This is a genomic window from Leptolyngbya sp. FACHB-1624 (genome assembly GCF_047649235.1).
Classification (GTDB): domain Bacteria; phylum Cyanobacteriota; class Cyanobacteriia; order Leptolyngbyales; family Leptolyngbyaceae; genus Leptolyngbya; species Leptolyngbya boryana.
In genome coordinates this window covers 927,741-953,487 of record NZ_CP180258.1, presented here as the reverse complement: position 1 = coordinate 953,487, position 25,747 = coordinate 927,741, and the positions used below count along the sequence as shown (strand labels likewise).

The 25,747-nt window shown below is 47.8% G+C and carries 18 protein-coding genes and 1 tRNA gene; 6 read left to right on the top strand and 13 right to left on the bottom strand.

The genetic code is table 11. From position 1 onward, the window contains the following. The first annotated feature begins 111 nt into the window (after positions 1 to 111). Positions 112 to 3,195, top strand: a complete 3,084-nt coding sequence (sbcC, locus tag ACMUEV_RS04385; RefSeq protein WP_190653511.1) for an exonuclease subunit SbcC — start codon at positions 112 to 114, stop codon at positions 3,193 to 3,195. Between the two features lie 112 nt (positions 3,196 to 3,307). Here the strand turns inward: sbcC and ACMUEV_RS04380 are convergent, their stop codons facing one another. The 7 genes from ACMUEV_RS04380 to ACMUEV_RS04350 form a co-directional block, all read right to left on the bottom strand. Beyond that, positions 3,308 to 3,730, bottom strand: a complete 423-nt coding sequence (locus ACMUEV_RS04380; protein WP_190653512.1) for a hypothetical protein — start codon at positions 3,728 to 3,730, stop codon at positions 3,308 to 3,310. A gap of 74 nt (positions 3,731 to 3,804) precedes the next feature. After that, positions 3,805 to 6,258, bottom strand: a complete 2,454-nt coding sequence (gene recG / locus ACMUEV_RS04375) for an ATP-dependent DNA helicase RecG (RefSeq protein WP_190653513.1) — start codon at positions 6,256 to 6,258, stop codon at positions 3,805 to 3,807. Positions 6,259 to 6,272: 14 nt separating this feature from the next. Continuing rightward, the gene (locus tag ACMUEV_RS04370; protein WP_190653514.1) at positions 6,273 to 6,695 is read right to left on the bottom strand and encodes an NUDIX hydrolase; all 423 of its coding nucleotides are present in this window, start codon (positions 6,693 to 6,695) and stop codon (positions 6,273 to 6,275) included. 35 nt (positions 6,696 to 6,730) lie between these two features. Then, positions 6,731 to 6,802: transfer RNA gene (locus ACMUEV_RS04365), tRNA-Val, on the bottom strand. Between the two features lie 65 nt (positions 6,803 to 6,867). Further along, positions 6,868 to 7,266 carry a helix-turn-helix domain-containing protein gene (locus ACMUEV_RS04360; RefSeq protein WP_190653515.1) on the bottom strand — a complete coding sequence of 133 codons (399 nt, stop codon included), beginning with the start codon at positions 7,264 to 7,266 and terminating at the stop codon, positions 6,868 to 6,870. Continuing rightward, positions 7,250 to 7,549, bottom strand: a complete 300-nt coding sequence (locus tag ACMUEV_RS04355; RefSeq protein WP_190653516.1) for a type II toxin-antitoxin system HigB family toxin — start codon at positions 7,547 to 7,549, stop codon at positions 7,250 to 7,252. The genes ACMUEV_RS04360 and ACMUEV_RS04355 overlap by 17 nt, the downstream gene beginning before the upstream one ends. Before the next feature lie 187 nt (positions 7,550 to 7,736). Further along, positions 7,737 to 8,420 carry a DedA family protein gene (locus ACMUEV_RS04350; protein ID WP_190653517.1) on the bottom strand — a complete coding sequence of 228 codons (684 nt, stop codon included), beginning with the start codon at positions 8,418 to 8,420 and terminating at the stop codon, positions 7,737 to 7,739. Positions 8,421 to 8,777: 357 nt separating this feature from the next. Between ACMUEV_RS04350 and ACMUEV_RS04345 the strand changes: the two genes are divergently transcribed. Next, entirely contained in the window at positions 8,778 to 9,149 is a 372-nt protein-coding gene (locus ACMUEV_RS04345) for an STAS domain-containing protein (protein ID WP_242044847.1), read from the top strand. Between the two features lie 188 nt (positions 9,150 to 9,337). Here ACMUEV_RS04345 and ACMUEV_RS04340 read toward each other — a convergent pair whose 3' ends face one another. From ACMUEV_RS04340 to ACMUEV_RS04330, 3 genes are all read right to left on the bottom strand, one after another. Further along, the gene (locus tag ACMUEV_RS04340; protein ID WP_017290505.1) at positions 9,338 to 9,892 is read right to left on the bottom strand and encodes an Npun_F5560 family protein; all 555 of its coding nucleotides are present in this window, start codon (positions 9,890 to 9,892) and stop codon (positions 9,338 to 9,340) included. Beyond that, entirely contained in the window at positions 9,892 to 10,908 is a 1,017-nt protein-coding gene (locus ACMUEV_RS04335; protein ID WP_017290506.1) for an NAD(P)/FAD-dependent oxidoreductase, read from the bottom strand. The genes ACMUEV_RS04340 and ACMUEV_RS04335 overlap by 1 nt, the downstream gene beginning before the upstream one ends. A gap of 86 nt (positions 10,909 to 10,994) precedes the next feature. Continuing rightward, complete coding sequence (locus ACMUEV_RS04330) at positions 10,995 to 11,702, bottom strand: hypothetical protein (protein WP_190653518.1); 708 nt, start codon at positions 11,700 to 11,702, stop codon at positions 10,995 to 10,997. A 168-nt stretch (positions 11,703 to 11,870) separates the two neighbouring features. Between ACMUEV_RS04330 and ACMUEV_RS04325 the strand changes: the two genes are divergently transcribed. Both ACMUEV_RS04325 and ACMUEV_RS04320 read left to right on the top strand, forming a co-directional pair. Beyond that, positions 11,871 to 12,899, top strand: coding sequence for an FAD-dependent oxidoreductase (locus ACMUEV_RS04325; RefSeq protein WP_190653519.1), 1,029 nt, complete (start codon positions 11,871 to 11,873; stop codon positions 12,897 to 12,899). 211 nt (positions 12,900 to 13,110) lie between these two features. After that, positions 13,111 to 13,464 carry a hypothetical protein gene (locus ACMUEV_RS04320; RefSeq protein WP_017290509.1) on the top strand — a complete coding sequence of 118 codons (354 nt, stop codon included), beginning with the start codon at positions 13,111 to 13,113 and terminating at the stop codon, positions 13,462 to 13,464. Positions 13,465 to 13,569: 105 nt separating this feature from the next. Here the strand turns inward: ACMUEV_RS04320 and ACMUEV_RS04315 are convergent, their stop codons facing one another. Beyond that, on the bottom strand, positions 13,570 to 14,736 hold the full coding sequence (locus ACMUEV_RS04315; RefSeq protein WP_190653520.1) for a hypothetical protein: 1,167 nt from the start codon (positions 14,734 to 14,736) through the stop codon (positions 13,570 to 13,572). A gap of 131 nt (positions 14,737 to 14,867) precedes the next feature. Then, complete coding sequence (locus tag ACMUEV_RS04310; protein ID WP_190653521.1) at positions 14,868 to 16,955, bottom strand: caspase family protein; 2,088 nt, start codon at positions 16,953 to 16,955, stop codon at positions 14,868 to 14,870. 183 nt (positions 16,956 to 17,138) lie between these two features. Here ACMUEV_RS04310 and ACMUEV_RS04305 point away from each other — a divergent pair, with 183 nt between their 5' ends. Together ACMUEV_RS04305 and ACMUEV_RS04300 are read left to right on the top strand one after the other, a co-directional pair. Continuing rightward, a complete protein-coding gene (locus ACMUEV_RS04305) occupies positions 17,139 to 19,034 on the top strand; it encodes a hypothetical protein (protein ID WP_017290512.1) in 1,896 nt (631 codons plus the stop codon). Positions 19,035 to 19,192: 158 nt separating this feature from the next. After that, on the top strand, positions 19,193 to 20,536 hold the full coding sequence (locus tag ACMUEV_RS04300; protein ID WP_017290513.1) for an N-acetylmuramoyl-L-alanine amidase: 1,344 nt from the start codon (positions 19,193 to 19,195) through the stop codon (positions 20,534 to 20,536). Between the two features lie 291 nt (positions 20,537 to 20,827). Here ACMUEV_RS04300 and ACMUEV_RS04295 read toward each other — a convergent pair whose 3' ends face one another. Further along, entirely contained in the window at positions 20,828 to 25,732 is a 4,905-nt protein-coding gene (locus tag ACMUEV_RS04295; protein ID WP_190653522.1) for a caspase family protein, read from the bottom strand. Between the last annotated feature and the right edge of the window lie 15 nt (positions 25,733 to 25,747).

Genomic DNA, 25,747 nt, shown 5'->3' with positions numbered 1-25,747 from the left:
CTTAATTCTTCCACGATTTTTAGCAAATTCGTTCCAGTTGCGATTACACTCAATAGTACAAGTGCGATTGTACTTTCGTGCATCAGTACTGTCCCGTCCGCTCGTTTCGCTATGATTCCGCAACGCCTGACTCTTCGGAATTTTCTGAGCTACCAGGAAGCCACGCTTGACTTCCGGGGGCTTCATACTGCGTGCGTTTGTGGGGCAAATGGGGCAGGAAAATCTTCGCTACTAGAAGCAATTTCCTGGGTGATTTGGGGTGAAAGCCGAGCAGCTTCAGAAGATGATGTGATTCATATGGGCGCAAAAGAAGCGCAAGTTGAATTTATCTTCGGAATGCATCAGCAGATCTATCGCGTGCTCAGAACTCGCCAACGTGGGCAAGGCATCTCGCTGGAATTTCAAATTATGCAGGACGGTGGGTTTCGATCGCTAACCGCCAAAGGCATTCGATCCACGCAGCAATTGATCCTGAGCCATCTCAAAATTGATTACGATACGTTTGTAAATTCGGCTTACCTGCGCCAAGGTCGAGCCGATGAATTTATGCTGAAACGTCCTGCGGAACGTAAGCAAATTCTTGCCGATCTTTTGAAACTTCACCAATACGACACGCTTGCAGAACAGGCAAAAGATAAATCGCGTCAGTTTAAAGGACAAGTTGATCTACTAGAGCGAAATTTAGAAGCAATTCGAGAACAGCTTCAGCAACGAGACGCGATCGAGCAAGAACGTGCCGAACTTGAAGCACTTCTCACCCAAATGCAAGCCCAACAAGCTGCCAGTAATGAACAACTTCAACAACTGCAAGCCGTTCAGCATCAGCGACAAACTTGGCAGCAGCAATTAAGCTGGCAGCAACAACAGCAGCGCAATTTGGATCAAGACTGTCAGCGATTGCAGAAAGAGCGATCGCAAACCGATCAGCAGCGTCAAACCTTAGAAAAATTACTGCAACAAGAAACGACGATCATTGCCGGATATCGTCATTGGCAAGCGTTGCAAGCCCAAGAGGAAGCATTCTCAGCAAAATTCCAGGCGCATCAGGTCGCACAGTCCCAACGCCAACAGCACGAACAACAACAATCCGAAAAGATTCAACAGCTTCAGAATCAACTGCAAAAAGTTCAAGCTCAAGAAATTACTTTACAAGAACAGCTTCAAGAAGTTGAAAAAGCGCTCACAAAAGAAGCTGACGTTGAAGCAGCAGTTCAAAATCTGATTGCCGCACGTCAAGAACTTCAGCAACTCGATCAGCTTCAGTTGCAGGCTTCTCCGCTTCTGCAACGGCGACAACAATTGCAAAAAGAACTCGATCGTGCTTCGACTCGTCTTTCTGCTCGTCTAGAAGAACTCCGCACCTCTGCTCGACAACTTCAAACTCAACAGCAACGACAACCGAGCTTAAAAAAAGCAGCCGTCGAGGTTGCAGTCAAAATTGAAGAACTCGAAAAACTCCGCGCCTATCAAGACCAAGTGCTTGAAAAAGGCTTAGAGCGACGTGGTTTTGTCGATCAACTGCAAGCCCATCAACGCAACTATGAAGCACAGCTAGCAGAGATTGATCAGAAGATTCGGATGCTAGAGCAAGAGAAGGCAACTGTGATCGCATCTGAAGCAGAGCACTCTGAAGGCAATACACTTGTTCAACTCAAACAACAATCTTTTCCGCCTTGCCCCTTATGCGATCGACCTTTAGATGAACATCATTGGCATCTCGTTCTCGAAAAGCAACAACAACAGCGTGAAGAAATTCTCTCGGAAATTTGGGTGATCCGTGAACAGTTGACGACTTCTGAGCGTGAAATTCAAGTCTTGCGCCAAGAGTACACCGACATTGAAAAGAAATTAGCGCAATATGGCGGAACGTTAGAGCGACGAGGACAGTTACAAGAACAATTACAAAATACTGCTGCCGTTCAAGAAAAACTGGCTCAAATTACGGCTGAATCTGCCAAGTTAGAAGAACAACTCAAGACCGGACAATTTGAGTTGCCGCTTCATGAGGAATTGCAACTGCTCGATCGACATTTGCAACAGATCGATTATGACGATCGTAATCATGCTTTGGCTCGCGGAAGTGTCGATCGCTGGCGTTGGGCAGAAATCCGTCAAGCAGAAATCAAACAAGCGAAACGCCGACAAGCAACTTTATTGAAGCGACAACCCGAATTAGAAGCGCAAATTGAGCAGATCGAGCAGCAACTCGAACAGTTGAGTCAGGAACTCGATCGCGGATTGAAATACTACGATCGACAAATTGCAGAAATTGGATACAACCTGGAACAGCACAATGCAATTCGGGCTGCGATTCGTCAAGCTCAACCTTGGCAACTTCGCTATCAAGAGCTTCAACAAGCTAAGCAAAACTATCCCCATGTTCAGCAACGTTTACAAGAACTTGCAGACACAGCGCAAGCACGATTCACCGATTTGCAAACGATCACATATCACTGTCAAGAGTTGATCCAAGCCTTAGAGCGCACGCCTGATCTCGCACCGCATATTCAAGCCTTAGAGCAGCAAATCCAACATCATCGAACTCAGCTTGATGAGCATTTATCGAAGTTGGGCAGACTTCAGCAACAGCAGAAACAGCAAGAAGCGCTCAGCCAGCAATTCCAACAGATTAATGCTCAGCTTAAAACGGCTCGTCAGCAGACTCGAATCTATCAAGAACTGACCCAAGCTTTCGGCAAGAATGGAATTCAAGCCTTGATGATTGAGAACATCTTGCCGCAACTCGAAGCGACGACGAATCAAATTCTGTCCCGTCTCAGCGCGAATCAATTACACGTCCAATTCGTCACCCAACGCAATCGCAAATCTAAATCCACGTCTGCGAAAGCAATGGAAACTTTAGACATTTTGATTGCAGATGCCTATGGAACGCGACCCTATGAGACATATTCAGGAGGAGAAGCGTTTCGAGTCAATTTTGCGATTCGGCTCGCTCTAGCGCGATTACTGGCTCAACGCTCAGGAACAGCCTTGCAAATGCTGATTGTCGATGAAGGCTTTGGAACTCAGGATCAAGAAGGATGCGATCGCTTAATTGCTGCGATTAATGCGATCGCGCCTGAGTTTGCCTGCATTTTGACGATTACACATATGCCTCACTTCCGGGAAGCTTTCCAAGCTCGCATTGAAGTCACTAAGACTCAAACTGGATCGGAATTAATGCTCTGTTTATAAGTATGAATTTGATACGTAAGGTGGGGAGGGGGAGTTGTTTTCTTAAGTAGCTCTCTACTCCCTACCCCCCACTCCTATTAACATTCACAACTCAACCCGCATCGCCATAATCCTACTTCAGCACTTCGTCTAATAAATCTCTCGCTGCCTGCGCTTTCGCCAACGCTGCTTGATGATCGCTATGAGCACGGACTAGGCGCAATAGTCCTGCTACACCTGTTTTAAGTTGCTCAAGTTCTTCTCCAGCCATCAGTTCGCCATCGAGCATTCTGACCAGTAGCGACTTAATATCGCCAACATCTTGCCGAACTTTTTGCAACTTCTCAACTGTGCTCAGCAAGGTCTTCAAGGAGTTCAAAATCTCGTCGATATCTTGAACCGCATCGACCTCTTGAGGCTCTTCGACTTCTTGAGCCTCTGCATCCTCTTCAGGTGGCTCAGAGTCTGCTTCAGTCTCTTCGATCTCTTCTAAACCTAGCTCTTTCAGCAATTCTGGGTCGGTTGCTTCAGTTTTTCGAGCATTCGTGCGTGGCATTCGTGTCGCCTCAATGATTGTGATTCTGTCGAAACTAATATGTTATACACTAACCGCGATGGTTGCGTCCCGCCTTAAGTAAGAATTGCGCCACCCATCAGTCTTTGATAGCGATATTCTAATTCCGCTTTCATTGCATTCCATTTCTCGATCGTTGGATCTTTCTCGATCGTTCGCTCTGCTGCCTCTCTTGCTAGCACAAGGACTTCTTGATCCTCGACCAAGCTTGCTAAGGCAAAATCTGGCAAGCCGGATTGCCGCGTCCCTAACACTGCTCCTGGCCCTCTAAATCGCAAATCCATCTCAGAAATAAAGAAACCATCCTGAGATTGTTCGAGCACTTTCAAGCGCTGAACTGAGGTTTCACTCTTAGAATTGCTCATCAATAGACAGAACGACTGCGATCCGCCCCGTCCGACTCGACCTCGAAGCTGGTGCAATTGTGATAATCCAAATCGTTCCGCATGTTCAATCATCATCACGGTGGCATTCGGGACATCGACACCGACTTCTACAACGGTTGTAGAGACGAGGATCTGGGTTTTGTTATCTCGAAACTGAGTAATGGCATCGTCTTTCTCAGCAGAAGTCATGCGACCATGCAGTAACCCTACTTTGAAATCTGGAAAAACATTCTCACTCAGATGTTGATGTTCGTCGATCGCAGATTTGAGATCCAATTTCTCTGACTCTTCGACCAAGGGTAAGACGATGTAAACCTGCCGTCCCTGTGCAATTTCACGCTTCATCAGGTCGTAGGCTTGTTGACGATCGCGACCGGTCAATGCAGTTGTTTGAATCGCTTTTCTTCCAGGCGGCAATTCATCGATTTGACTCACATCTAAGTCTCCGTGCAGCGTTAAAGCAAGGGTTCGCGGAATGGGCGTTGCAGTCATCGTAAGCACATGAGGATGTTCGCCTTTCTGCTGAAGTCGGGCGCGTTGTTCAACGCCAAAGCGATGTTGTTCATCAATCACGACTAAGCCTAAGCGATCGAAGCTGACTGTATCTTGAATCAAAGCATGAGTTCCAACCAGCAAAGGAAGTTCCCCGGTTTGCAATCCACTGTGAATCTCTCGCCGCTTGGCTGCTTTGGTCGAACCTGTGAGCAATTCCACTGGCAAATGAAGTTGATTAAACCAACTCACTAATTTTCGATAGTGCTGCTCTGCTAAAACTTCAGTTGGAGCCATAAACGCTGCCTGATAGCCCGATTGAATCGCTGCTAGGATCGAAATAACAGCAACAACCGTTTTCCCTGAGCCGACATCGCCTTGCACGAGCCGATTCATCGGAGTCTGTTTCTGAAGATCATTGAGAATGTCATTGACAACGCGGCTTTGAGCATTCGTTAAGCTAAAAGGAAGTAACTGATGGAAGCGATCGATTAATTCTCCAGTGGGTGCGAGTACTGCGCTGGCTTGAGTTTGCTGCTGTTCTCTGCGCCGTTTGAGTAAGCCAAGCTGTAAGTAAAAGAACTCATCAAATACTAAGCGTCGTCGAGCCGATTCTAATGTCTCCGAATCAGTCGGAAAGTGAATATTCGCGATCGCGTCTTGAATACCAATTAATCCATATTCTGCGAGTAACCCTTTCGGCATCGGTTCATGCAAATTCTTAATCGCAGGTAAGGATGCAGTCACTGCCCGACGGACTAGATCTGCCCCAACTCCTTCAGTTAAGGGATAGACCGGAACAATCCGCCCAATGTTTGAAGAATCAAGGGTTTCGCCTTCTTGATCCAACACTTCGATCTCTGGATCTTCAAGTGAAATGCCATATTTTGTCTGTTTGACTAAGCCAGAAGCCGCGATCGAGACTCCTTTCGGATATAGTCTTTTCTGTTGTTCTTGCCAGCCGCGACTTGCAAAACGGCTCCCCATATAGAAACGGCTGATTTTCATCGAACCGCTAGAGTCTTGAATGCTTAAGTCTAAAATCGTCAGCTTACTATTTCGCGGACTGGTGAAACAGTTGCAGCTTTTAATAATGGCGACGATTGTGACCGTTTCGCCGACTTTGAGTTCGCGAATTTTGGCTTGGCGAGCATAGTCAATATAATCACGCGGATAGTAGTAAAGTAGATCGCGAACAAAGTAAAGTCCAAGTTTGGCAAGCTTTTCGGCACTTTTTGGACCAATTCCTGGCAGATAAGTAATAGCTTGTGTCAGCGGAATGTCTTGTGTAGCGACTTCGATCGGTTTCGGAGTAACTTTCGGAGTAACTTTTGCAGTGGGTTTAGTCGAGGCTTTCTCCGTCGGTTTTTCTTCAGATTTTTTGACTTGATAGAGGAAGCGTCGAGTTTCAGCAACTAAATGCTGGCGTTGTGAAAATTCTAAATCGGAATATTTCGCGAATTGATTCGCGATCGTCTGACAGCGTGCTTGCTCAGCTGCCGGGAGTGCGGGAGTCCCTTCGGTCAATGTGAGATGCAAAAATTCGCTGAAGCGGAACTGATTGCCCTCCAGATCATTAAATCCGCGATCAGCTTCGACCGAAAGCGCCTTTTGTAGTCGCACCAAATCCATGATGTGAAATCATCTCACCCTTTTGCATTGATGAAGTCTAGCAAAATTCGCTGGTGAATTGCGCCCAAGGGTCTAATTTGATTGGCTCGATCGCTGAATCGCTCTCCTTGCTGAATCTCTGAGATTGTAAATAGCCCCAAGTCCCAACCTTCCATCAGCTTGAGTTCAGCAACATCCACGCTCAGTGGAGCCGCAAAGACGTGGCGAGTCGCTCGATCGTCTTCGTACACTCCAAATTTCACGAGATCCGTCGCTGTATAGCAAATCTCTTCTTGCAATTCTCGAACGACTGCCACTTCAGGAGTCTCGCCTGGGTCTAAATGTCCCCCAAACAGTCCCCAATGTCCTGGATAAGCAATGTTTGGAATGTTATCTCGGAGTTGAAGCAGGAAAGTCTGATGCTGATAGAGAATTGCGATCGCGACTTCCGGCTTCATAGTGAAATTTCTCTCCGAAACTCGTTTCTAAAATATGGGCGATACTGGATTTGAACCAGTGACCTCTCCCGTGTGAAGGGAATGCGCTACCCCTGTGCCAATCGCCCGAGGAGTTCTTATTCTACATTAGGCGATCGCGCAAATCAAGTTTTCTCAGACTTGCACGATTCACTTAAAGAAAGAGATCAGGAGACACTCTAAATCGTGCCGCTAGCGCTTTGGCTTGAGCCTTACTAATTGCCCGCTTGCCATTCACCACTTCGCTGACAACACCACTAGAACCAAGCACCCCGACCAGATCGGCTTGACGAGTTCCGCTCGCTTCCATAATGTGTAACAGAACTTCGCGAGGTGTGGCAGCCAGAATCGGAAAATGTTCAGTTTCGTAAAGTTCGACAAGTGCTACGAGGAGCTTGTATAACTTACGCTCCTCAGCGGACTTACCTTTCTTGAAATGCAAATTCTCTACGATCGTGATAATGCGATCGTACTCCTCAGGACTTTCGATAACTTGAGGAGTCGATTGGGTGAGAAGCTGGCTGTATTTTTCTACATCAAAAGTAAGGGTCATTCTTCCACTTGTCCTTGTCGTATTCGGAGTGTGTGAGGAAGTACTTATAGAAAATCGTTCCGTCTTCGTAGTCGATGGAAACGATAAGACGATAAGCATTCCCTTTGATATTAAAGACCGTGAAGTTCCCGACAGATTCAGCGTCCCGGTAGATCAAGCGAACTTCTTCCAAGTTTTGCCAAGTTGCTTTTTTGACCGTGGTATACCAACTTTCTATCTGAGAAGTGACATCTGGATAACGTTCAGTCTCAGCGCGTAAATTGCGAATGTGGATTAAATGCATTCAAGTAATAGAAGCTTTTCATAAATAGTGAAGTTCAATTAAATAAAGATCCTTTATTTAATACTCTCATTTTGAGAGGAATTCGTCAATGATTAAAGCCTGAAACTCTCCTAAAGCGATCGCTCAAATCAAGCCACAAAAAAGGAGCCAAATTTGGCTCCCGCAAATTCATGCAACTTGAACAAGATTACTGGCTTTGAGAAGAGTCATCTGATACCGTTGGCAGCGCATTGGCTTCTAGCGTTTCAGACACCAACTGTTTCGATTTCCGAGACTCCAACCAAAACGGAACCACGAGCCAAGCCACCACGAGCAAGAGTGCCACCAATCCAAACTGAGAAGCCAGCGTAAACAGCTTCTCTAGGGGGAAAACCTGACCCGCAAAATACGACAACGACACCATGACCGTTGCCCAAGTCAGCGCTCCGGCAGTGTTGTACAGCGTAAACTTCCAGTAGGGCATTTCTGCGATTCCAGCGAGTGGACTGGCAAAAATCCGCAACAATGCCACAAATCGACCCAAGAAAACTGCCTTGCCAGCATTCTCACCAAACTGACGCTTTAGTTCTTCGATTTGAGTCTCTTGAATGCGGAACACTTTGCCCAAGTTGACCAGCAATGCCCAACCGCCGTAACGCCCAATCCAGTAGCCAATATTGCCACCGATCGTTGCGCCGAGCGCTGCATCGCCCACTACCCAGAAATAATTTAACTGATCGCTTCCTGCCAAAAAGCCACCCGCAAGCGTCACCGTTTCACCGGGAATGGGCAGCCCTAAATTCTCTAACAAAATCCCGAAAAAAATCGCCCAATAACCATACTGCTGAGCAATCTGCTCGATCGCTTCCGGCGAAATGAAGTCAAGTGACATTGCAATAACCTTTACAAACCTTCATCTTCTTTCGATCTTGACGTGGTTTCGCCTCAAGTGTCAATCAATCGATCGACAGTTTCTCCAATTTGGCGATTCAGGGGAGCGTCGATAGCATCTTTTCACAACTGTCATCCGTATTTTTCTATAACAATCGGGAAATCTTTATTAAAATTGCGCTGAGATACTGAGAAAAATAAAGATTCGATGAAACTACGATAGTCGTTTGGCGCATCCGGAAACAGACTCCTTATAGTTGAAGCACTAAGTAATGCGTACAACTACTTATCGAAGGAACCAGCCTTGCGCCGATCAAGTCTGTCGGACAAAGCATAAACGTGAGAGTGAACGAAAGTTATGTGGGGATTGGAAATGGCGTTAATTGAGCGGCACGAAGAGGTTGTGCTACAGCCCCAAGGTCGATTAGATGCAGTGGGTGGCGCAGCATTACACGAACAGTTGGGAACCCTCGCACCTCGGCAATATAAGGCTTGGGTGATCGACCTGTCGCGTGTCGAGTTTATTGATAGTTCGGGGTTAGTTTCGTTGGTCTCAGGATTAAAAGTTGCGACACAGTCAGGTACGCAGCTTGTTCTATGTGGATTGCGTCCCTCGACTCGGTTAGTCTTTGAGATTACGCAATTGGATCAGGCGTTTTCGATTTTTGAAAATTATGAAGCGATCGAGCATTCTTTCGGTCGGGTTCAAGAAGTGCTACAAGTCGCTTAATTTATCAGAATCAATTTATTCATTGCGTTTCGACCTCGTTCGGCGCTTTCAATCGCTCTAGATCCAATGTCTGCGCGAGTTGAGCGAAGTCGAAACCTCACTCCAGCAAATCATTCTAAGCAAAAAGCCCTCGCAAGATTGAACTTGTGGGGGCTTAGTTGTTCGATTATGCGTTAGAGATTCTTGATCTAAGCATTCCCAAACGTGGGGAGTGAAATTTCACCTTCACCGCGCGGAAAACTCGGCAAATCGAGATGCCCATTTCTGCGATTTTGTACAGCTAAGCGATAATTGACGCTTTGGAGTTCCGCGTGAAGTTGACGATTTTCGCGCTGAATCATTGCCACCTTTTCTCGCACAGGCTGCATCCGCTCGGCAAATTTCTGCCGATACACTTTAGGCAATTCTTGCACGACTTGTTCGAGCATCTTCGATCGCTCAGTTAATTCCTGAGCCGTTTGCCGTAACTGGCGCATTTCTTCATCGCGTTGCGTAATTTGCTCTTGGTAGAACGTGACTTGTTCCTCTACGGTCTGAAGCTGTTCGCGTAGCGCCCGGACTTCAGCGACTTGTCGATCGGACGGCTCATCTGAAGCGGGGATGGGCGCACTCGCATTGCCTTTAACCAGGCGGAATAATTCCTGCGAGAGCTGCTGCACGAGCTGATCGCGCATTTGCAGTTCTTCTTGGAGACGGGCATTTTCAGCAAAGATTTGCTGAGCTTGAGAAGCGTCAAGTTGCATCACGAGATAGGTACTCCCTCTTGGGTTATGACGTTAAGGTTTTCCTCCCATAATCGCGGAGGAGACGATCGACGAATGTCTCGCCAAATTGCAGTTGCCGCCAATGTACCATCTGCAACCGCAATTGATACCTGATTTAATCCCTCTTTTAAATCTCCCAGTGCAAAAATTCTCGGATGCGATGTCCTACACATGTCGTCAGTTAGGAGGTTTCCGCCTTTCCAGTCGAGTTCAATCCCTTTTAAGTAGGCATTGTAATAATGCGAACCCATTGCCACTAAGCCCGTCTGTAATTCGATCGTCCGTCCGTCCGCGAGTTCTACGCCTGTCATCTCATGATCATGTCCAACGAATCGCTTTAACGGCGTTTCGATGAGTGGATATCCGTGAGATTTTAATTTTTCTCGCATCTCGTCGCTGACTTCAAATAAGCCCTGGGTAAAAACGGTGATGTAAGGCGTAAACCAATTCAACACAAATGCGGTGTTAATCGCGCCTTCGCTGCCGACAAACAAGCCACATTTTTTGTCCGCCATTTCCCAACCGTCGCAGATCATGCAGACATGCAGGTTGTGCCCAGCGTAGTCGAATACGTTCTGCATATCGTCGAGCTTGGGCAAGTGGTCGATGATCCCACTCGCAGCAATCACATATTTAGAGCGAAAAACTGGGTGAATGCTATCTTGTTTGCCGACTTTGACTTTGACAGCGAAGGTTTCTCCTTCATCTTGCACCTCTTCGACAAAGCCCATGAGGTAATCGCCATTTAGCGAGAGAAAATGATTTTGCCCCTGCTGGAGCATGGTGCGACCAGGAGTGCCAGGGGGCAGACCGAGATAATTTTGCAGTTCTTGCATCCAGAACGATCGACCGCGACCTTTTTCGATCACCAGACACGACAGCCGATAGCGTTGTAAATAAATTGCAGCAGAGAGTCCACCCGCTCCGCCGCCTACAATAATTACATCGTAAACATGGTCAAGTCGCTGTTCGAGTGTCTTTTTAGAAAGCTTCATGGCGATTTCCGCAGTAATCGTTGCATCGTGAATCTACGATTTTAATTGCAATCACAGATTTCTCCAATGTAGCAATTCTGCAAGTTCTAAAGTGCGATCGAGCTTTCTGAACTGCCGACGGATTTGACCCATTCTTTGCCATTTTCCAGGAAGACGATCGAGGGAGTTCCTGCCGGATTTGGGTTGATTCGTTTTACCGTCACTTCTCCACCTGCGAGGCGTTCTCCAACTTGCACATAGCGCGAGGTTCCGTCGGTATCTTGAACGATCGCGCTTATGTTTGAGCCAGTTTGAATCACGCCGCTTAAGACGATCGCGTCTGCCAAATTTGGGCGAGAGATAGGAGGGGGTGGGATCACAGGCAGAGCAGGTTGGACGGTCGGCAGTGTGCCGACTGAGAGCGGAGGCATCGGGGTAGAAGTGAGCCGAATGGGTTGAGGCTGAGGTAAAGCAACGGCAGGTGAAGTGCTGATGGTTGAGGATTTTGCTGCGATCGTTTTTGTGTGGGCTGGTTTGATCGTGGCTCTCAGGTCGGTTGGCATTTGAGGCGCTGCGAAGGGATCGCGATTGCTTCCGACAGCAACGGGCATTAATGGGAGTTTGCTATTGGTCGTTGGAATCATGCCTGCGATTTTGACCGGAGGCAGGGTGAGCGATTTGGCGGGTACGACAGGTTGCGGGAAGGCTTGGGGGGTGGGCGGTGTAGATTGAGTATTGGTACGGTTGGTCGCGCAACTTGTGAGTAAGAGTGCTGTTCCGGTTGCAGCGCTCATCATCCAGTGTCGTTTGCTCATACGGATACCCCAGTCGTTTACATTTATACAGAATAGCCATGAGTTTACGGAGCGCACGGTTTTATCTGCCGTTTGAGCTATCGGTTTTAACGGATTTTTCGTAAAAATTAGTAGTTATACGTGGGCGTTCTCGCGGTTGTCGATCGCTAACCTGAAGAAATTACCGGAATGCAAAAATTGGTTTTGGTGGGAGGAGGACATAGTCACGCGATCGCACTTCGACAATTCGGATTGCATCCGCTGTCTAATGTCGAAATTACGTTGATTAGTGAGGCAGAAAATACGCCTTATTCAGGGCTGTTGCCGGGACATGTAGCAGGCTTCTACTCGTATGAGGAGTGTCATATCGATTTGCGATCGCTGTGTGAATTCGCTAAGGCTGAATTGAGAATCGATCGCGCAATTGGGTTGGATTTGGCTCGGCATCAAGTCTTATGTGAGGCAGGAGAGGTTGAGTTTGATCTCGTGTCGCTCGATATTGGCAGTACGCCGATGATGCCAGCAGGAGCGGCGGGAATTGGGGCAAAGCCGATTGCTCAGTTTCTCAAATGGTGGAATCAGTTTGACGGTAAGAGTGTGGCGATCGTAGGCGGTGGAACAGGCGGGGTCGAGTTGGCGTTGAATATGCAGGCGAAGATGCCTGAGTTAAAGATTCATTTGTTTCAACGCGATCGCGAGTTGTTGCCAAGTCATAACGCTTGGGTGCGGCAGCAATTTCAAAAGATTTTGACGCAGAGAGGGATTCAACTTCACGTTGGGCAAGCTGTGGAACGTGCGACGGATTGTGATGCAACGGTTTGGGTGACTCATGCCTCGGCTGCGCCTTGGGTCAAGCAGTCTGGGCTGGCAGTAGACGCGCAAGGATTCGTTTTGGTGAACGAATTTTTACAGTCGGTGTCTCATCCTGAGGTGTTTGCAGCGGGTGATATTGCCACAATGATGCACTACGATCGACCGAAGGCAGGGGTATTTGCGGTGAGGCAGGGCAAGCCTTTGTATCACAATCTCTCTGCTACGTTGGAAAACCGGGCGTTGAAGCCTTATCGTCCTCAGAAACGCTATCTGAGTTTGATTGGAACGGGAGACAGGGTTGCAGTGGCATCTTATGGGAGCGTTGGGTGGCGCGCTCCGTGGGTGTGGTGGGCGAAGGATTTTATCGATCGGTCTTTTATGAACCAGTTTAAGAGGATGATTTAGAAAGTCGTCGTTGAGACGCATTCACCCGCCCCGGAATAGAATTCCAGGGCTAACGGTGCGAAGTCCTTAAAAGGACTGGGTCGCTCAATCTTTTGGTTAGTCCCGGTTAGGAGGCTTCGTTTTACTAGCTCCGAAATTCTATGCCGGGGTGGGATGGCAATGTGAGCGAAAAGTCTTTTGATATCTTTAGAACATCCTCGCAGTAAAAGCTATGCAATTATCTATTTCAGATGATCAGTTCAAAATCGATCTTGATGGTTGGGAACGTATTTGGGCGTTTTACTTTAATGCGGATTTGTACATTCCGTTGAGTCATATTACTCAGGTATCAACTGAGGAGCCTCGACATAGCTGGACGGATGTTAGGATGCCAGGGACGTTTTTGCCAGGGGTGATTAAGGCGGGAACTTACTATACCGATCGGGGTAAAGAGTTTTGGTATGTGACACGGTTGGGACGATATTTGACTTTGGAGCTTGAGAACGAGTTTTATCGGCGGATTGTGCTCAGTGTAGATCAGAATCAGCTTTGGGCAGATCGGATCAATGGACAAAAAGCTGTTTGAATACTCTAGCAGGCGCTTCCGAGAACAATGAATCTCGTTTTAGTCGATGAATTATTGGACACTCAGAAGCGCAGCTTGGCGAAATTGGTTCAGTGAGTCAAAACGTTACTTTAACCAGGACAGCGATCGTAAAATTCCTGCCGCTTCATTTGGAGTAATCGTATTTCGGCATTGATTTGTTTTGCCACCGTAGTAGGTTCGACGAACAAAATCAGCACCAAGAATTCGATAAAACGGAGAAGTCGAACCTGGTGCAGTCGCCCAATCATTGAGTAAATTGGGCTGAGGTGTAGAAAGCTGCTGAGCGGATGGGGTTTTAAAGTCTCCAGTTTGCTCACCAAACAGCAGAGAGACTCGCCCGAAAAGCTTCGTTTCTACTGGAAATTCATACCCTCCAGGTACACCACCCACTCCGCCACCCGTTGCCTCGATCGCAAAACATTTATCCTGCTGTGCATGGCGGTAAACGATGCCATAGTCTGGCCCAAATCGGCATCTACCTGCACAAGGTTTCACATCCACTTTGCTCACCGTATAGCCAGCAGGAACAGAGCTTGGAACTGCGATCGCAATTTTCAAAGACTTCAGCGAAGCTTGCTGCTGAGGTGTCAGTTGAGGTGTTCCTGTCTGAGCCGTGAGCGGAATGCCAACGCCTGGGCGAATCTGATTCGAGATGAGAGCAGTTCCCGTTACGATCGTGCTAGGAGCTAATTTTGGAGCACTTGAAGGATTGCTCGGATAAGTAGAACCGTTAAATTTTAAGCTGCGATAGCTCGGTTGTATGCCTCCACCTGCAACGAACAGAATAATATCGCGCCAGCCTTTTGTGCGGGTGTTGCTTACAACGATCGGAGAATTGACGATCGTATGTCGCGAAAGCAAACTGTAACCGTTTCCTGCTGGTTTGAGAATCAGCATTGTACAGCCGCCTGTGCCACAGGTCGATTGAGAAACTAAATATACAATTTTCTCATCGCGACCATCGCCATCTAAATCGATCGAGTTATAAAGATAGCGAACGTCAGCTACATCTCCAGAAAGCTCTCGGCGAATCGCTGCTTCTATTGCTGAATTACTTTGAGTTTGCGATCGCTGATAAGTTAGCGCGCGAAAGCGAATGTTATCGACGTTTGGGAGTGTTTCTAAGGGGGACTCTGAATTTTGTGCAACTTTAGAAGATTGTGCTGCTGTGGGAGCTTGAAACCAGGAATTGAGGCTGAACCCAATTCCAAGAGCAGCCGTTAAAGATAACAATACGCGTTGCATTTGCATAACGATGAATGAAGTAGAAGGAAACTCAGAAATCGAAGTTTAGATTCAATTTACTGCGATCGTATTCCAGAACTGCATCAATGTTGATTCGCAAAATTGCCTATTTACGATCGCACGCTGAATTTTATTCTCTAAACCACCTGATAGAAGAAGCGAAACGTTGCCCATGCATTGACATTCAGAGCGAAGAGTTCAGGAGGCGTAATTGCAGGGATTGTACTACTTGCTTGATGCACATCTTGTAGCACTGCTTGAGCAACATCAAGGAAATTGGGAAGAGAGCGGATAAACTTTTCTCGAGTTCCTACTAAAGCTTCAGTTTGCTGAAATGGAGTACGGCTACAAATCACATAAGCTTCAGATAGACCCGCGGGCAAACGTACAATCCAATCGGATTGAGCTTGAGGCAGGGTGAAGGTTTCGCCGGGAGCGATCGTGGATTTTACTTGCTCATTTTCTCTTGGGCTGAGTACTACACCCGTTCCATTATTGTCTAATCCTAGAACGAGAAAGTGAATCAATTCAGCATCATGATTCTCAAGCCGGATCTGAATCGAAGTCCCAATTGGAAGTGAGAGAACTTTTCCATTAGAAGGCACGACATCACTCGCAGGCTCGGCAACCCGGCTCGTCTGCTGGACGGCAATCTTTGCGTCAGCATTGACGAGAGTCGCGCGCACGGGTAGCTGAGATGAATCTGAATTCGCTGTTAAGCTGAGTAACTTTGCACCTAAGCGCGTTTGCAACTGTGGCGTAAGCCTTTTGACTGCTAACTTTACGGCTTCTCCAGACTCGCCTGCTGTACTTGGAATCGCTTCTCGCCCTTGTGAAAATAATCCATATCCAGCGGGTGAAATCGTTCCTTTCATCGCTTCTGTTGTCAGTGAAGCAACTTGTGTCGGTTCTTCAACTTTGCTAAATAAATAGTCGGCTGCTTGTTCGCCTGCGATCGCTGCTACAACTCTTGGCAGTCCCGAAAAAGCACTCACGGCATCGACTCGCTCGACTCGATTTAAGGTCGCATCGATCGCGATCGCTAAGCTCAGATCTTTCGGCAAAGTTCGGATCGCTTCTCGAATCGGTTGACCGACTTGCACAGGAAATTCTATCGCTTTCGCTTTCGCTACTAATCCATTGCGTTCATACACTTGAAGCACTGAGTGATCTGTCCTGAATAATCCGCCCAGACTGTAAGCTTCTAGAACCTGGGGAGGTAAACCTCCGAGCCATAAGTATGCGATTTTGCCATTGTCTTCGATCGCGGTAATAACTCCATCAGCGGACGGTTGAGTTATGGGCACTTGGTAAGGTTTGAGCGGTCGCTCGCGGCTTTTTTGCCCGATTAAAATGGGTTGTTGCTTGGCATCAGACTGCCTTGCAATCAGTTCGGAGGCTCCTCTAAGATCGACTCTCAGCGTGGTTTCGGGCATCGATCGCCAGAGTTGCTGCGTCAGTGCGTAAGTAAACAGTCCTGCACTAAATCCATTCCAAGGGGATTCTGTCGCAAATTGTTGAGCATCGGCAGCAGATAGAACCACTCCTGGCATCTGTCCTGATCGCCATTGCACTTTTGTTCGAGTGCGATCGAGTTTTGTATTAGCAAGTAGCCGTTCTTGAAATTCGATTTCTTCGTCAATCAATTGAGTCGCTGGATCGCTGGATCGCGATCGCAGTTTCAAATTTCCCCGCAAAGGATAGCCCGGATAGAGATAACCCGCATCAATGATCGTGGTGACTTGCTGAGTCGGCAGCGATCGCAAAAGCAGCAGCAGAGTATCTTGAGAAATTCCGTTCGCGATTACGTTATCTTGCGGTTCATCGGCTGTGATCAAAATTGGCTGAATGTCATCTGCCGTTGTGCCGAGTTTTTGTAAACTTCCGAAGCCGCTAAAGTGAAAAACAATCACATCATTCGGTTGGGCTTGTCGAATGAGGTGTTCTATAAAAGCTGTTTCAATGCGCGATCGCGTTGCTTGCTGATCCGTTAAAGTCAGAATGTCATTGGGCTGAAATCCGAAGCGATGAATCAGCAATTCTTTTTGTAATTCAATATCGGTCAAACAGCCATTCAGTGCCGCATTGCGATATTGATTAATTCCCACTAAAAGCGCGAGTTTTCGAGCAGTCGGCGCAGCGAGAACTTGTGCTGTCCGAGTGCATGAACTGGCTCCCCAGACTCCGAGAAAAATACCTGCTTGTAGTAGCGATCGACGTTTCATGTCCCGATCCTGCGCCTTCTCCCTTAAGCGTATCAGGTCAAGATTCAGAAATCGTAACCAATTCGCAATACCAGAGTTATGTTTTTCTTAATTTTTACGAGATAAAAGGAAGAAATCGCTACACTTTCACTGCTCTGTGTATGATGTTAGGCGCTTCACTCAGCGTCAGGGAGAACTGGATCGATGAATTTACCTTTTGTTTTAGATGTTGCTATTGGATTAATCTTTACTTACTTAATTCTGAGTCTGCTAGCTTCAGAACTACAAGAATTACTGGCAACAGTGCTGCAATGGCGGGCAAAACATTTGAAAGATTCGATCGAAGTACTCTTAGGAGGCGGGATTAATACGCCCGAAGAACAGCGAGTCAAGGATTTGGTCGGACGACTCTATGATGATCCCTTGCTCAAAAACGTCAATCAAGCAGCGAAAGGAGCGGTGCCTCAAGCATTTCGGAAACTTACCAGAATCCTGTTTCCAGGCAATCGACCTGGCGCGTTTGGTCATAATCAATCTTCGGGACCGTCTTACATTGCACCAGAGACATTTGCGACTTCGCTGATTGAGCAGTTGGGCATTACTTCTATGGTGGATAAACTGTCCGAGGTGCGGTTTGAGAAATTCGTTCACCGGATTGTAGGACATTATTGGGTCAATGAATTCGGCGAGGTGGGATTGCCGGATGATGATCAATTCCAAGATGGGTGGGAGCGGGGAGCCATTCGCACGATCGCGGAAAAATCAGAGCGATCGAGCCTCAGTGCTGATCAAAATTTTCGGGTGCTTGTCGAAGAGTACGATCAAATTCTCAATGCGTATCGGGTGCGTACAGCGACCTTAGAAACGAGTGTCGAGCGCTTAGGAGAAAGCTTAGATGCGTATATTGCAGCCTGTGCAAACTTCGATCAATCGTCTCCAGAAACGGCACTGTTTGTCCGGCGATTACAGTCGTACAAGGCGAGTGTGTTTGGTCAGAATTATGAGCGAGCATTCAGTTCTGGTGGGTTGAAACCGAGCATTGCAGAAGTTGCAGACTTGGTGCATCAAGGCAGTAGTACTCATCAAGAAGTGGCGAGAGCGTACGATCGGATTGCGAATCAAGCTCGTCCGATTGACGCTCAAGTCAATTCAACGATTCAGACGCAAATCAACGACTATCGATTGGGACTGGATGCGAACGCTCTGGATCACCCGACAAAATTCGAGGATCTAGACTATGATTTGCAGCAAATTTTCCTAGCGAATGCACTCGCCAATCTCACGCCCGAAGAACGGCAACTGTATGAGGACTATCAAACCTATAAAACGATTCGCAATGGGTTGAGCCGTCTGCCGGATTCTGTAAAAGAGAGCATTGCGATTTTGGCAAAACGGTCGCAGGCTCGCGTGGATCAAGCGGAAAATCAGGTCAATCAGTTTCGCGATGAGATTTCGGTCTGGTTCGATCGCTCGATGTCGCGGGCTTCAGGCGTGTATAAACGCAATGCAAAAGGGGTGGCGATTCTCATTGGGTTAACATTAGCGGCGGCGACGAACTCGGATACGTTTCATATTTTCAATCGGTTGTCGAGTGATGATAGTTTGCGTCGATTAGTCACTGAGCGAGCTTCGCAGTTGAATTTGGATGCTCAGCGATCGCCGAGGTTTTCGGCTCAGCTTGAGGAGTTGAAGAATGAGACGGATGCAGTGTTACGAGAGATTTCGTTTCCGATTAGCTGGAATTCGAGTAATCTCGGGCGACAGTTGGGCTGTCCATCCAGTGCAATCTCGTCTGCACCCCCTCAAGATGTCGCAAATACTGAAGCGAATCAGCTCAAGGCGCAATGGGACAATTTGTATAAGGGCTGTTTGAATACGGATCAATCATCGAATGCGCCAGTTCCGTTGCAGGTCGCGCAGATTATGGTCAATCGCCCGCTCGGGGTTTTACGGATGTTGTCGGGCTGGATTGTGAGCGGAATTGCGATCGCGATGGGTGCGCCGTTTTGGTTTGATTTATTAGGGAAGGTTGTGAATGTGCGAAATTCAGGCGGAAAGCCGAAGCAACCCGCAGGAGAAGTGCAAAGGACGAATGAGTAAGCATTTGAGTGAGCTTTGATCGGTGACGAGTGCGATCGCACCTGCAATCAGTTGGATAAACCGCGATCGCAATCTCCTTGGAAATGGGTCATTCCCTGAAAAAGAGATAAAATGGGCGACTGACGATTCAACCTATAAATTCGTTATTCGTAAAGCTGATGGGACGTATCTTTATTTCCGCAGGGCATGGCAATCGCATCAATGGAGTCACAGATCCGGGTGCAGTCGTTGCCGGGACAACCGAAGCCAGAGAAATGATTCTGACGCGCGATTTGATCGTCACAGAATTGCGATCGCGCGGAGTCGAAGTTTTATCTGTCCCGGATGCGCTGAGTGCTGCACAAGCGATTGACTGGATTAATGCGCGCGCCCGGAGAGATGATGTTGCCCTAGAAATTCGAGCCGATGCCTTCAGTAATCCCAGTGTGCGCGGCTCGACGGTCTACTTCATTGCGAATAATGATCAGCGACGACGCAATGCCGAATTGCTTTTACAAGCTTTAATTCGTCGTGTGCCGCAACTTCCTAGTCGAGGCGCACGACCCGACACCGATACGGGATTAGGGAGTCTGCCCTTTTGTCGTCAAATCAATTGTGGATCGTTGCTAATGACGATCGGGTTTCTGACGAATCCAGACGATCGCTTTATTATTCAAAATCAGCGTCGAGATGTGTCGCTGGGCATTTCGGATGGATTAGTGGCTTGGGTGCGAGGAACTGCTTTACCGCCTGATCCGAATCAGTATCCAGAAATTGCGATTAATCTGAATGGTCAGACTTATGGTGAGAAAGGAATTTTGGTAAATGGAAATTCTTTTGTGCCACTGGATCTTATCGATCGCTTAGGGCTTGATTTGTCCAAAGAACCGGGGATTTCTCGGATTAACTATCGTCAAGTCGTCTTTATTCGAGCGACGGATTTGGCAAAGTTTAATGTTGTGATCGGGTGGGATGCGAAGACAAGAACGGTGACGTTGCGATCGATTTTGCGGGTCTGTGCGGGATCGCTCGATCGCATTATGGGCAATGGCAATACTTTGAGTTCGCAACTCATCACGTTCCTGAGAAGAAATAATGAAGCTGCGGTCGCACAGTTTCCGACGATCGCGGATTTGTATCGTCAAGAAGGCGCGATCGAAGGGGTGAACTATGATATTGCCTTTAGTCAGATGTTACTAGAGACCAATTATTTACGATTTGGCGGGGATGTGAAGCCATCTCAGAATAATTTCGCTGGATTAGGTGATGTGGGTGGAGGACCTGAAGGAGCAAGTTTCCCAAATGCTCAAATTGGGGTAAGAGCGCATATTCAGCTATTGAAAGCGTATGCGAGTACAGAACCTTTGGTGCAGGATGTAGTCACTCCGCGATTTCGGTTTGTGACGCGCGGAATTGCGCCCTTGATTGAACAATTGACCGGGAGATGGTCGGCTGATCCGCAGTATGGGCAGAAGATTAGTACGATTTTGCGTCAGTTGTATGATTCGGCGCAGATTTTGTAAGAGGTAGGGAGTGGGGAGCTAGCAAGGCAACAAACATCCTACTCCTTACCAATTTAAGCAGATAGTCGCAAGATAGTCGCTGCGTTTGCGTCTCGCCCTGAACTGGAAGTTCGGGCTAGCTGTGCGAAGTAGGTTGAAACCCACTGAAGAAGACGTTGCGATTGGCTGTTAGTCCAGTTCAGTGGACTTCGCAGAGTTAGCCCCGAATTCATTCCGGGGCGGGTGAGCAACGAAGTGAGAGGACGCGCTGGACTGATACTTAATCACGTCCATCTACTTAGGACTGCTCTATCAATTACATAGCTTCGCTAAATCAGAGTGCGATCGCGCAAAAAACTGCACGCGATCGCAACTCTGCTTCATCAAGCGCTCTAAATCGAAATCCCAAGTCGTCAATCCGGCTCGATCGCTTGTGCTCAGCAGAGTATTGCCCTGAAATGCCACGCTCGCAACCCTATCCTGAGTGCCATTTAAGGTTTTGATCAATTCCCCAGTTTCCGCATTCCAGAGCTTAATTGTGCTATCACTACTGCCTGATGCGAGTACTGAATTGTGAAAGCTTAAAGAGGTCACTCCGTTGTTGTGTCCAATCAGCGTATATTTTGAGCGGGCTTCTTGGATTGACCAAAGCTGAATCGTATTATCCCAACTGGCTGAAGCTAGAGTATCACCATTTACAGCGAGATCAGAAATGGCTAATCGATGTTCTCCAAGCACCGTTGAGGTTTTTTGATCCACATTCCACAATCGAATGCTTTTATCGATACTGCCAGAAGCTAAGCGTCCATCTGCAAGAAAACTGAGGGCGGTTACTTCATCGGTGTGACCTTGCAACGTTGCGATCGCATTGCCATCTATTGACCAAATCTTGATGGTTTTATCGGCACTGCCTGAAGCAAAGGTCTTACGCGCGTGATCAACGCTCAAGGCAGTGACGCGATCGCCATGTGCGGCAATCGTTTTGATCGGTTCGCCTGTTTTGGCATTCCAAATCCGAATGGTTTTATCTGCACTCGCTGAGATTAAGGTATCGCCGCTGAACCGAAGTTGAGTAATGGGAGCCGTATGACCTTTGAGAATGCGAAGATTGCCGTCTTGTTGGACTTGAATCGTTTGGTCTGGAGTCGCGATCGCAATCATCGATCCATTCACTGCTAAGGCAGAAAATCCAGTATTCAATTTTGCGAGCGTACTGACTTGCCAAACTCGCGCAGTCTTGTCTGCACTGGCACTTAAAAGCTGAGTTCCAGCCGGACTAAAACTGAGATTCATTACGGCTGCACCGTGCCCTTGAATGGTTGCGAGCAGTGCGCCTTCTAAATTCCAGAGTCGAATGGTCTGATCGATGGAGCCAGTCGCGATCGTCCGCCCGTCAGGACTGTAAATGGCTGTATTCACCTGATCGCGATGTCCCTCAAAAGTAGCAATCTCTTTGCCGCTCAATGTCCAAAGCTTTGCTAGATTGTCGCCACTGCTGAGAATCGATTGCCGATTTGGAGCGATGCTCACGCTCGTCACTCGCTCTCGATGAGCATTAAAACTCCTAATCGCTCCAGATTTTCCAACTTCCCAAATCTTGATCGTTCCGTCCTCACCGCCAGAGAGAATTTGGCGATCGCTTTGTCCGAATGCAATTTGATTCACCCATCCTCGATGCCCTCTAAAGGTCTGAACTTCTTTCTTTTGATCCAAGTTCCAGAGCTTAATGGTTCCATCTCGGCTACTAGAAATCAGCGATCGACCATTCTCGCTAAATTGCACATCAGTCACCCAGTCTCGATGTCCATTCAAGGTGTGGATTAATTTTCCATCCCGATTCCAAATTTTGATGGTTCTATCAGCACTTGCCGTTGCAATCTGTTGATTGTCAGAACTGAATGTCACAGCTAAAACGCGATCGCGATGATCTGTTAGCGTTTGAATCGCTGCCCCTTCCCGTGACCAAAGTTTTACTACATTATCATTGCTCACGGTTGCAATGAGCTGCCCATCTGCACTCATCTGCACATCATTGACTTGTTGAGCATGACCTTCGAGACGATTGGATTCTTGAGTTTGAGAAATTGCTTGTTGCAGCGTTGCGATCGCAGTCGTTTTCACATCGAAAGGTAGAAAATTCCAAGGTCGATCGAGTCGTTGTAATTGGTGTCCTGCTTTGATTCCATCTGCTAGTGATTCGAGCTGCTGATTTGAGTTTAATAAGGCTGCTGAAGAGGCTGAGAGCGCTTGAATTTCACGAATTTGAGCATTCCGCTGGTTCCAAGCAGCGAGGCTTCCGAAACCGATCGCTGCAATTGCTAAAGATGCGATCGCGAGAATTGCCTGCTGAGCGCGACGCAAACGGCGCTTGAGTGCAAGTTGTTCGCCCTGCCGCGCATCAAGACTGGCTGCAATAAACTCCTGGGTTTCTCGCGTCAGTTCATCGGTGTATTTCACATAGAGTTCTTCTGCTTCTGCTAAGCGCATTCCTCGCAGCAGGAGATCAGACGGGCGATTGTTGCTATGCCAATCGATCGCGGATTGCTCGATTGGGCGTTGTACTTGCAGCCGTTTGCGGTTCTCAGTCAGCCACCAGCGTAAGGTAGACCAATGACGAATGAGAATTTCGTGAGCCACTTCGATCGTGACTACAGGCGGAATTTCAGTTGTCGTTAACTCTCCTCGACTCGTCGGCAGTTCTTCGGTGTTAATGACAATTAATTTGGCATCACTGAGCGCGTGTAACGTGCGATCGACTAAATTCGGCGGATATTTTGCAACTTCGAGATCTGCTTTCAAAACTCGACGGCGCGTATCTTCTGTCCCTTCGCCTAACTGAGTTAACGATAGAAAAATCCAGCGCGCACAGTCTTGTTCATCAGTACGCAACTGATCATAAGTTGCTTGTGCTTTGTTTTCTAACGCGCCTTGCAAGCCTCCAATCTCAGACTGATAAGTTTTGAGGGTTAATTCTCCTGTTTTGCGCTTCTGCCACAGTTGTTCTAAAACGAATTCTAACAGTGGTAAATCTCCGGGGGTGCGATCAAGCTCTTGGAGCAAGACTTCGACTAAGCTCGGCTCGACTTTTAAGCCAACCTGTTCAGCGGGACGGACAATGACTTGCCGATAGTCTTCATCACTCAAACAAGGCGGAACCAAAATGCTCGATCGCTGTAGGATCGCGGCAAGTTTAGGAATTTCCAATGCGGCGGCTACAAAGTCGGCTCTCAGCGTTAGCACCAGTTTAAAGCGATCGGAAGTATATTCCAGCGCTTCTAAAATGATGTTGAGAAAATCCTGACGATCGTAGTCTGAAGCCAGCGTAAATATCTCCTCAAACTGATCGATCACCAGTAACACCATCGGCTCAGTGCGAGTTCGTAACCATTGCACAAAGCCTTCTGTTCCCTGATACATCAAGCCTTCGATCTGGTCTTGTTCTCCGGGTTGTGCCAAGCATTTCACCAATGACTCAAACGGTTGATCGCCCGGACGCATCCGCCCAATCCACCATTGTTCGCTTCCCGGAATTCGCTTTCCTTGTCGCAACTGTGCAATTAATCCGGCTTGCACAACCGAAGATTTTCCACTGCCCGAAGCCCCGACGACTGCGAGGCAAGCATCCTGCTGAACGGCTTGTAAAAGCTGCTGAGTCAGAGCTTCCCGACCATAGAAGAACTCTGCATCGTCTTCGCTAAACGCTTGCAGCCCTCGATACGGACACACTCCAATCTCTGAAGGTTTGACTGTCTGCTGTTCTGGAAAGATATCAATTACGCCCTGAGTGCCCGATAACCAGACATGCAGCGACATCTTGCCTGCAAGCGCTAATTGAAGCTGAGTAATCCAAGCTGCAACAGGAAAGCCGCTCTGATTTTCGGCGCGATTTAACGTCTCAATCAGCGATCGCGTAAATAGTTCCGGTTCATTCCGAGGCGCTGCTGCTGCGATCAAACATTGCCCTTGCTCTCGTCGTAATTCTTCAACCCACTCTGGTAAAGTATCTGCCCCAGGACAATCGAGGATCACAATCTGCTGAGCAATTTCACTCTGACGCAAAGCCGTTCGCAACCACGATCGCGTAATCCGCTCTCCTTCTCCCAAAATCACACAAGGCTCATCTTGCACGATGGCAATTCTGCCACGGATGTAGACTAAAACGCTTGTTGCTTCGGGGGTTTCGAGCTTGAATTGAATTTGCGATCGCACCGTTTCCCAATCGCTCGATTGATACACCAGTTCAAACCCACCCACACTACTGAGCAACTTACTAAATTGCAAAGTCAGGCGATGATCGCGCAACACATCAATGATGATGGCTTGTCGAGAAGGCAAAAGCGCGATCGAGGTCGATTTCACGCCTAACGTAAACTGCCCAAACCCCTCAACGATTCGCTTCGGAGTTTGCAAGGGATATTCAGGCTGTAAGTGCGTTTCACCGCGTCCTCGCTTCTGCTGATTGATCAATCGCAGTTGTTGATTGCTTTTATCGATGTACTGAAGCGTCTGATGATAAACATATTTATACAATCCATCTGCATCGATCGCGCCACTGGCATCTGCTGCCGCGCCTCGTAATCCTTGCATCAGAAAGTAAGTAAATACGCCATGCCCCAACTCTGGAAACTCCCAAGACTGCTGAGACTGATCACAAGAGAGCAACGCATAAAATCCCTGACTTTGCACCGCGCGCTGTCCGAGCAATCCCATCATCTGAGCCGTTGGATTAGGAAGTGTTGCGCCTCTGAGCGTCATGCCTCCACTGTGACACGCATCTAACCAGACAATCTGCTGCTGAGCTTGACACTGACCTAGCTGTTCTAAAAGCTCAGCAATACTCAACCCTGTATTGAGCAAGTCATCTTTCTGAGTATCAGCTAAGCATAGGACAGGCTGTTCGTCCTCTAAAATCCCATGCCCAGAAAAGTAAATCAGCACCGTATCCCGGCTTTGAGCAGATTCCACGATCGCCGCTAAACTGTCTCGAACTTGCTGGAGCGTCGCTGGCACCCCAAAATCGTGTCGGATCTGCATCGATCGCTGAGGAAATGCCTGCGTAGCATCAATTAAGGCTTCGGCGAGACCCTGACAGTCGATCGCGGAATATTGTAAAGAGGGCAGTCTTGAATCTCGATATCGATTGATCCCAATCAGCAAGATCCAAAGTTTAGCTTGTCCAGTTTCTAAAACCGTTGAACGATTAACAGCGCGAGGCATAGGATAAGTATTTCA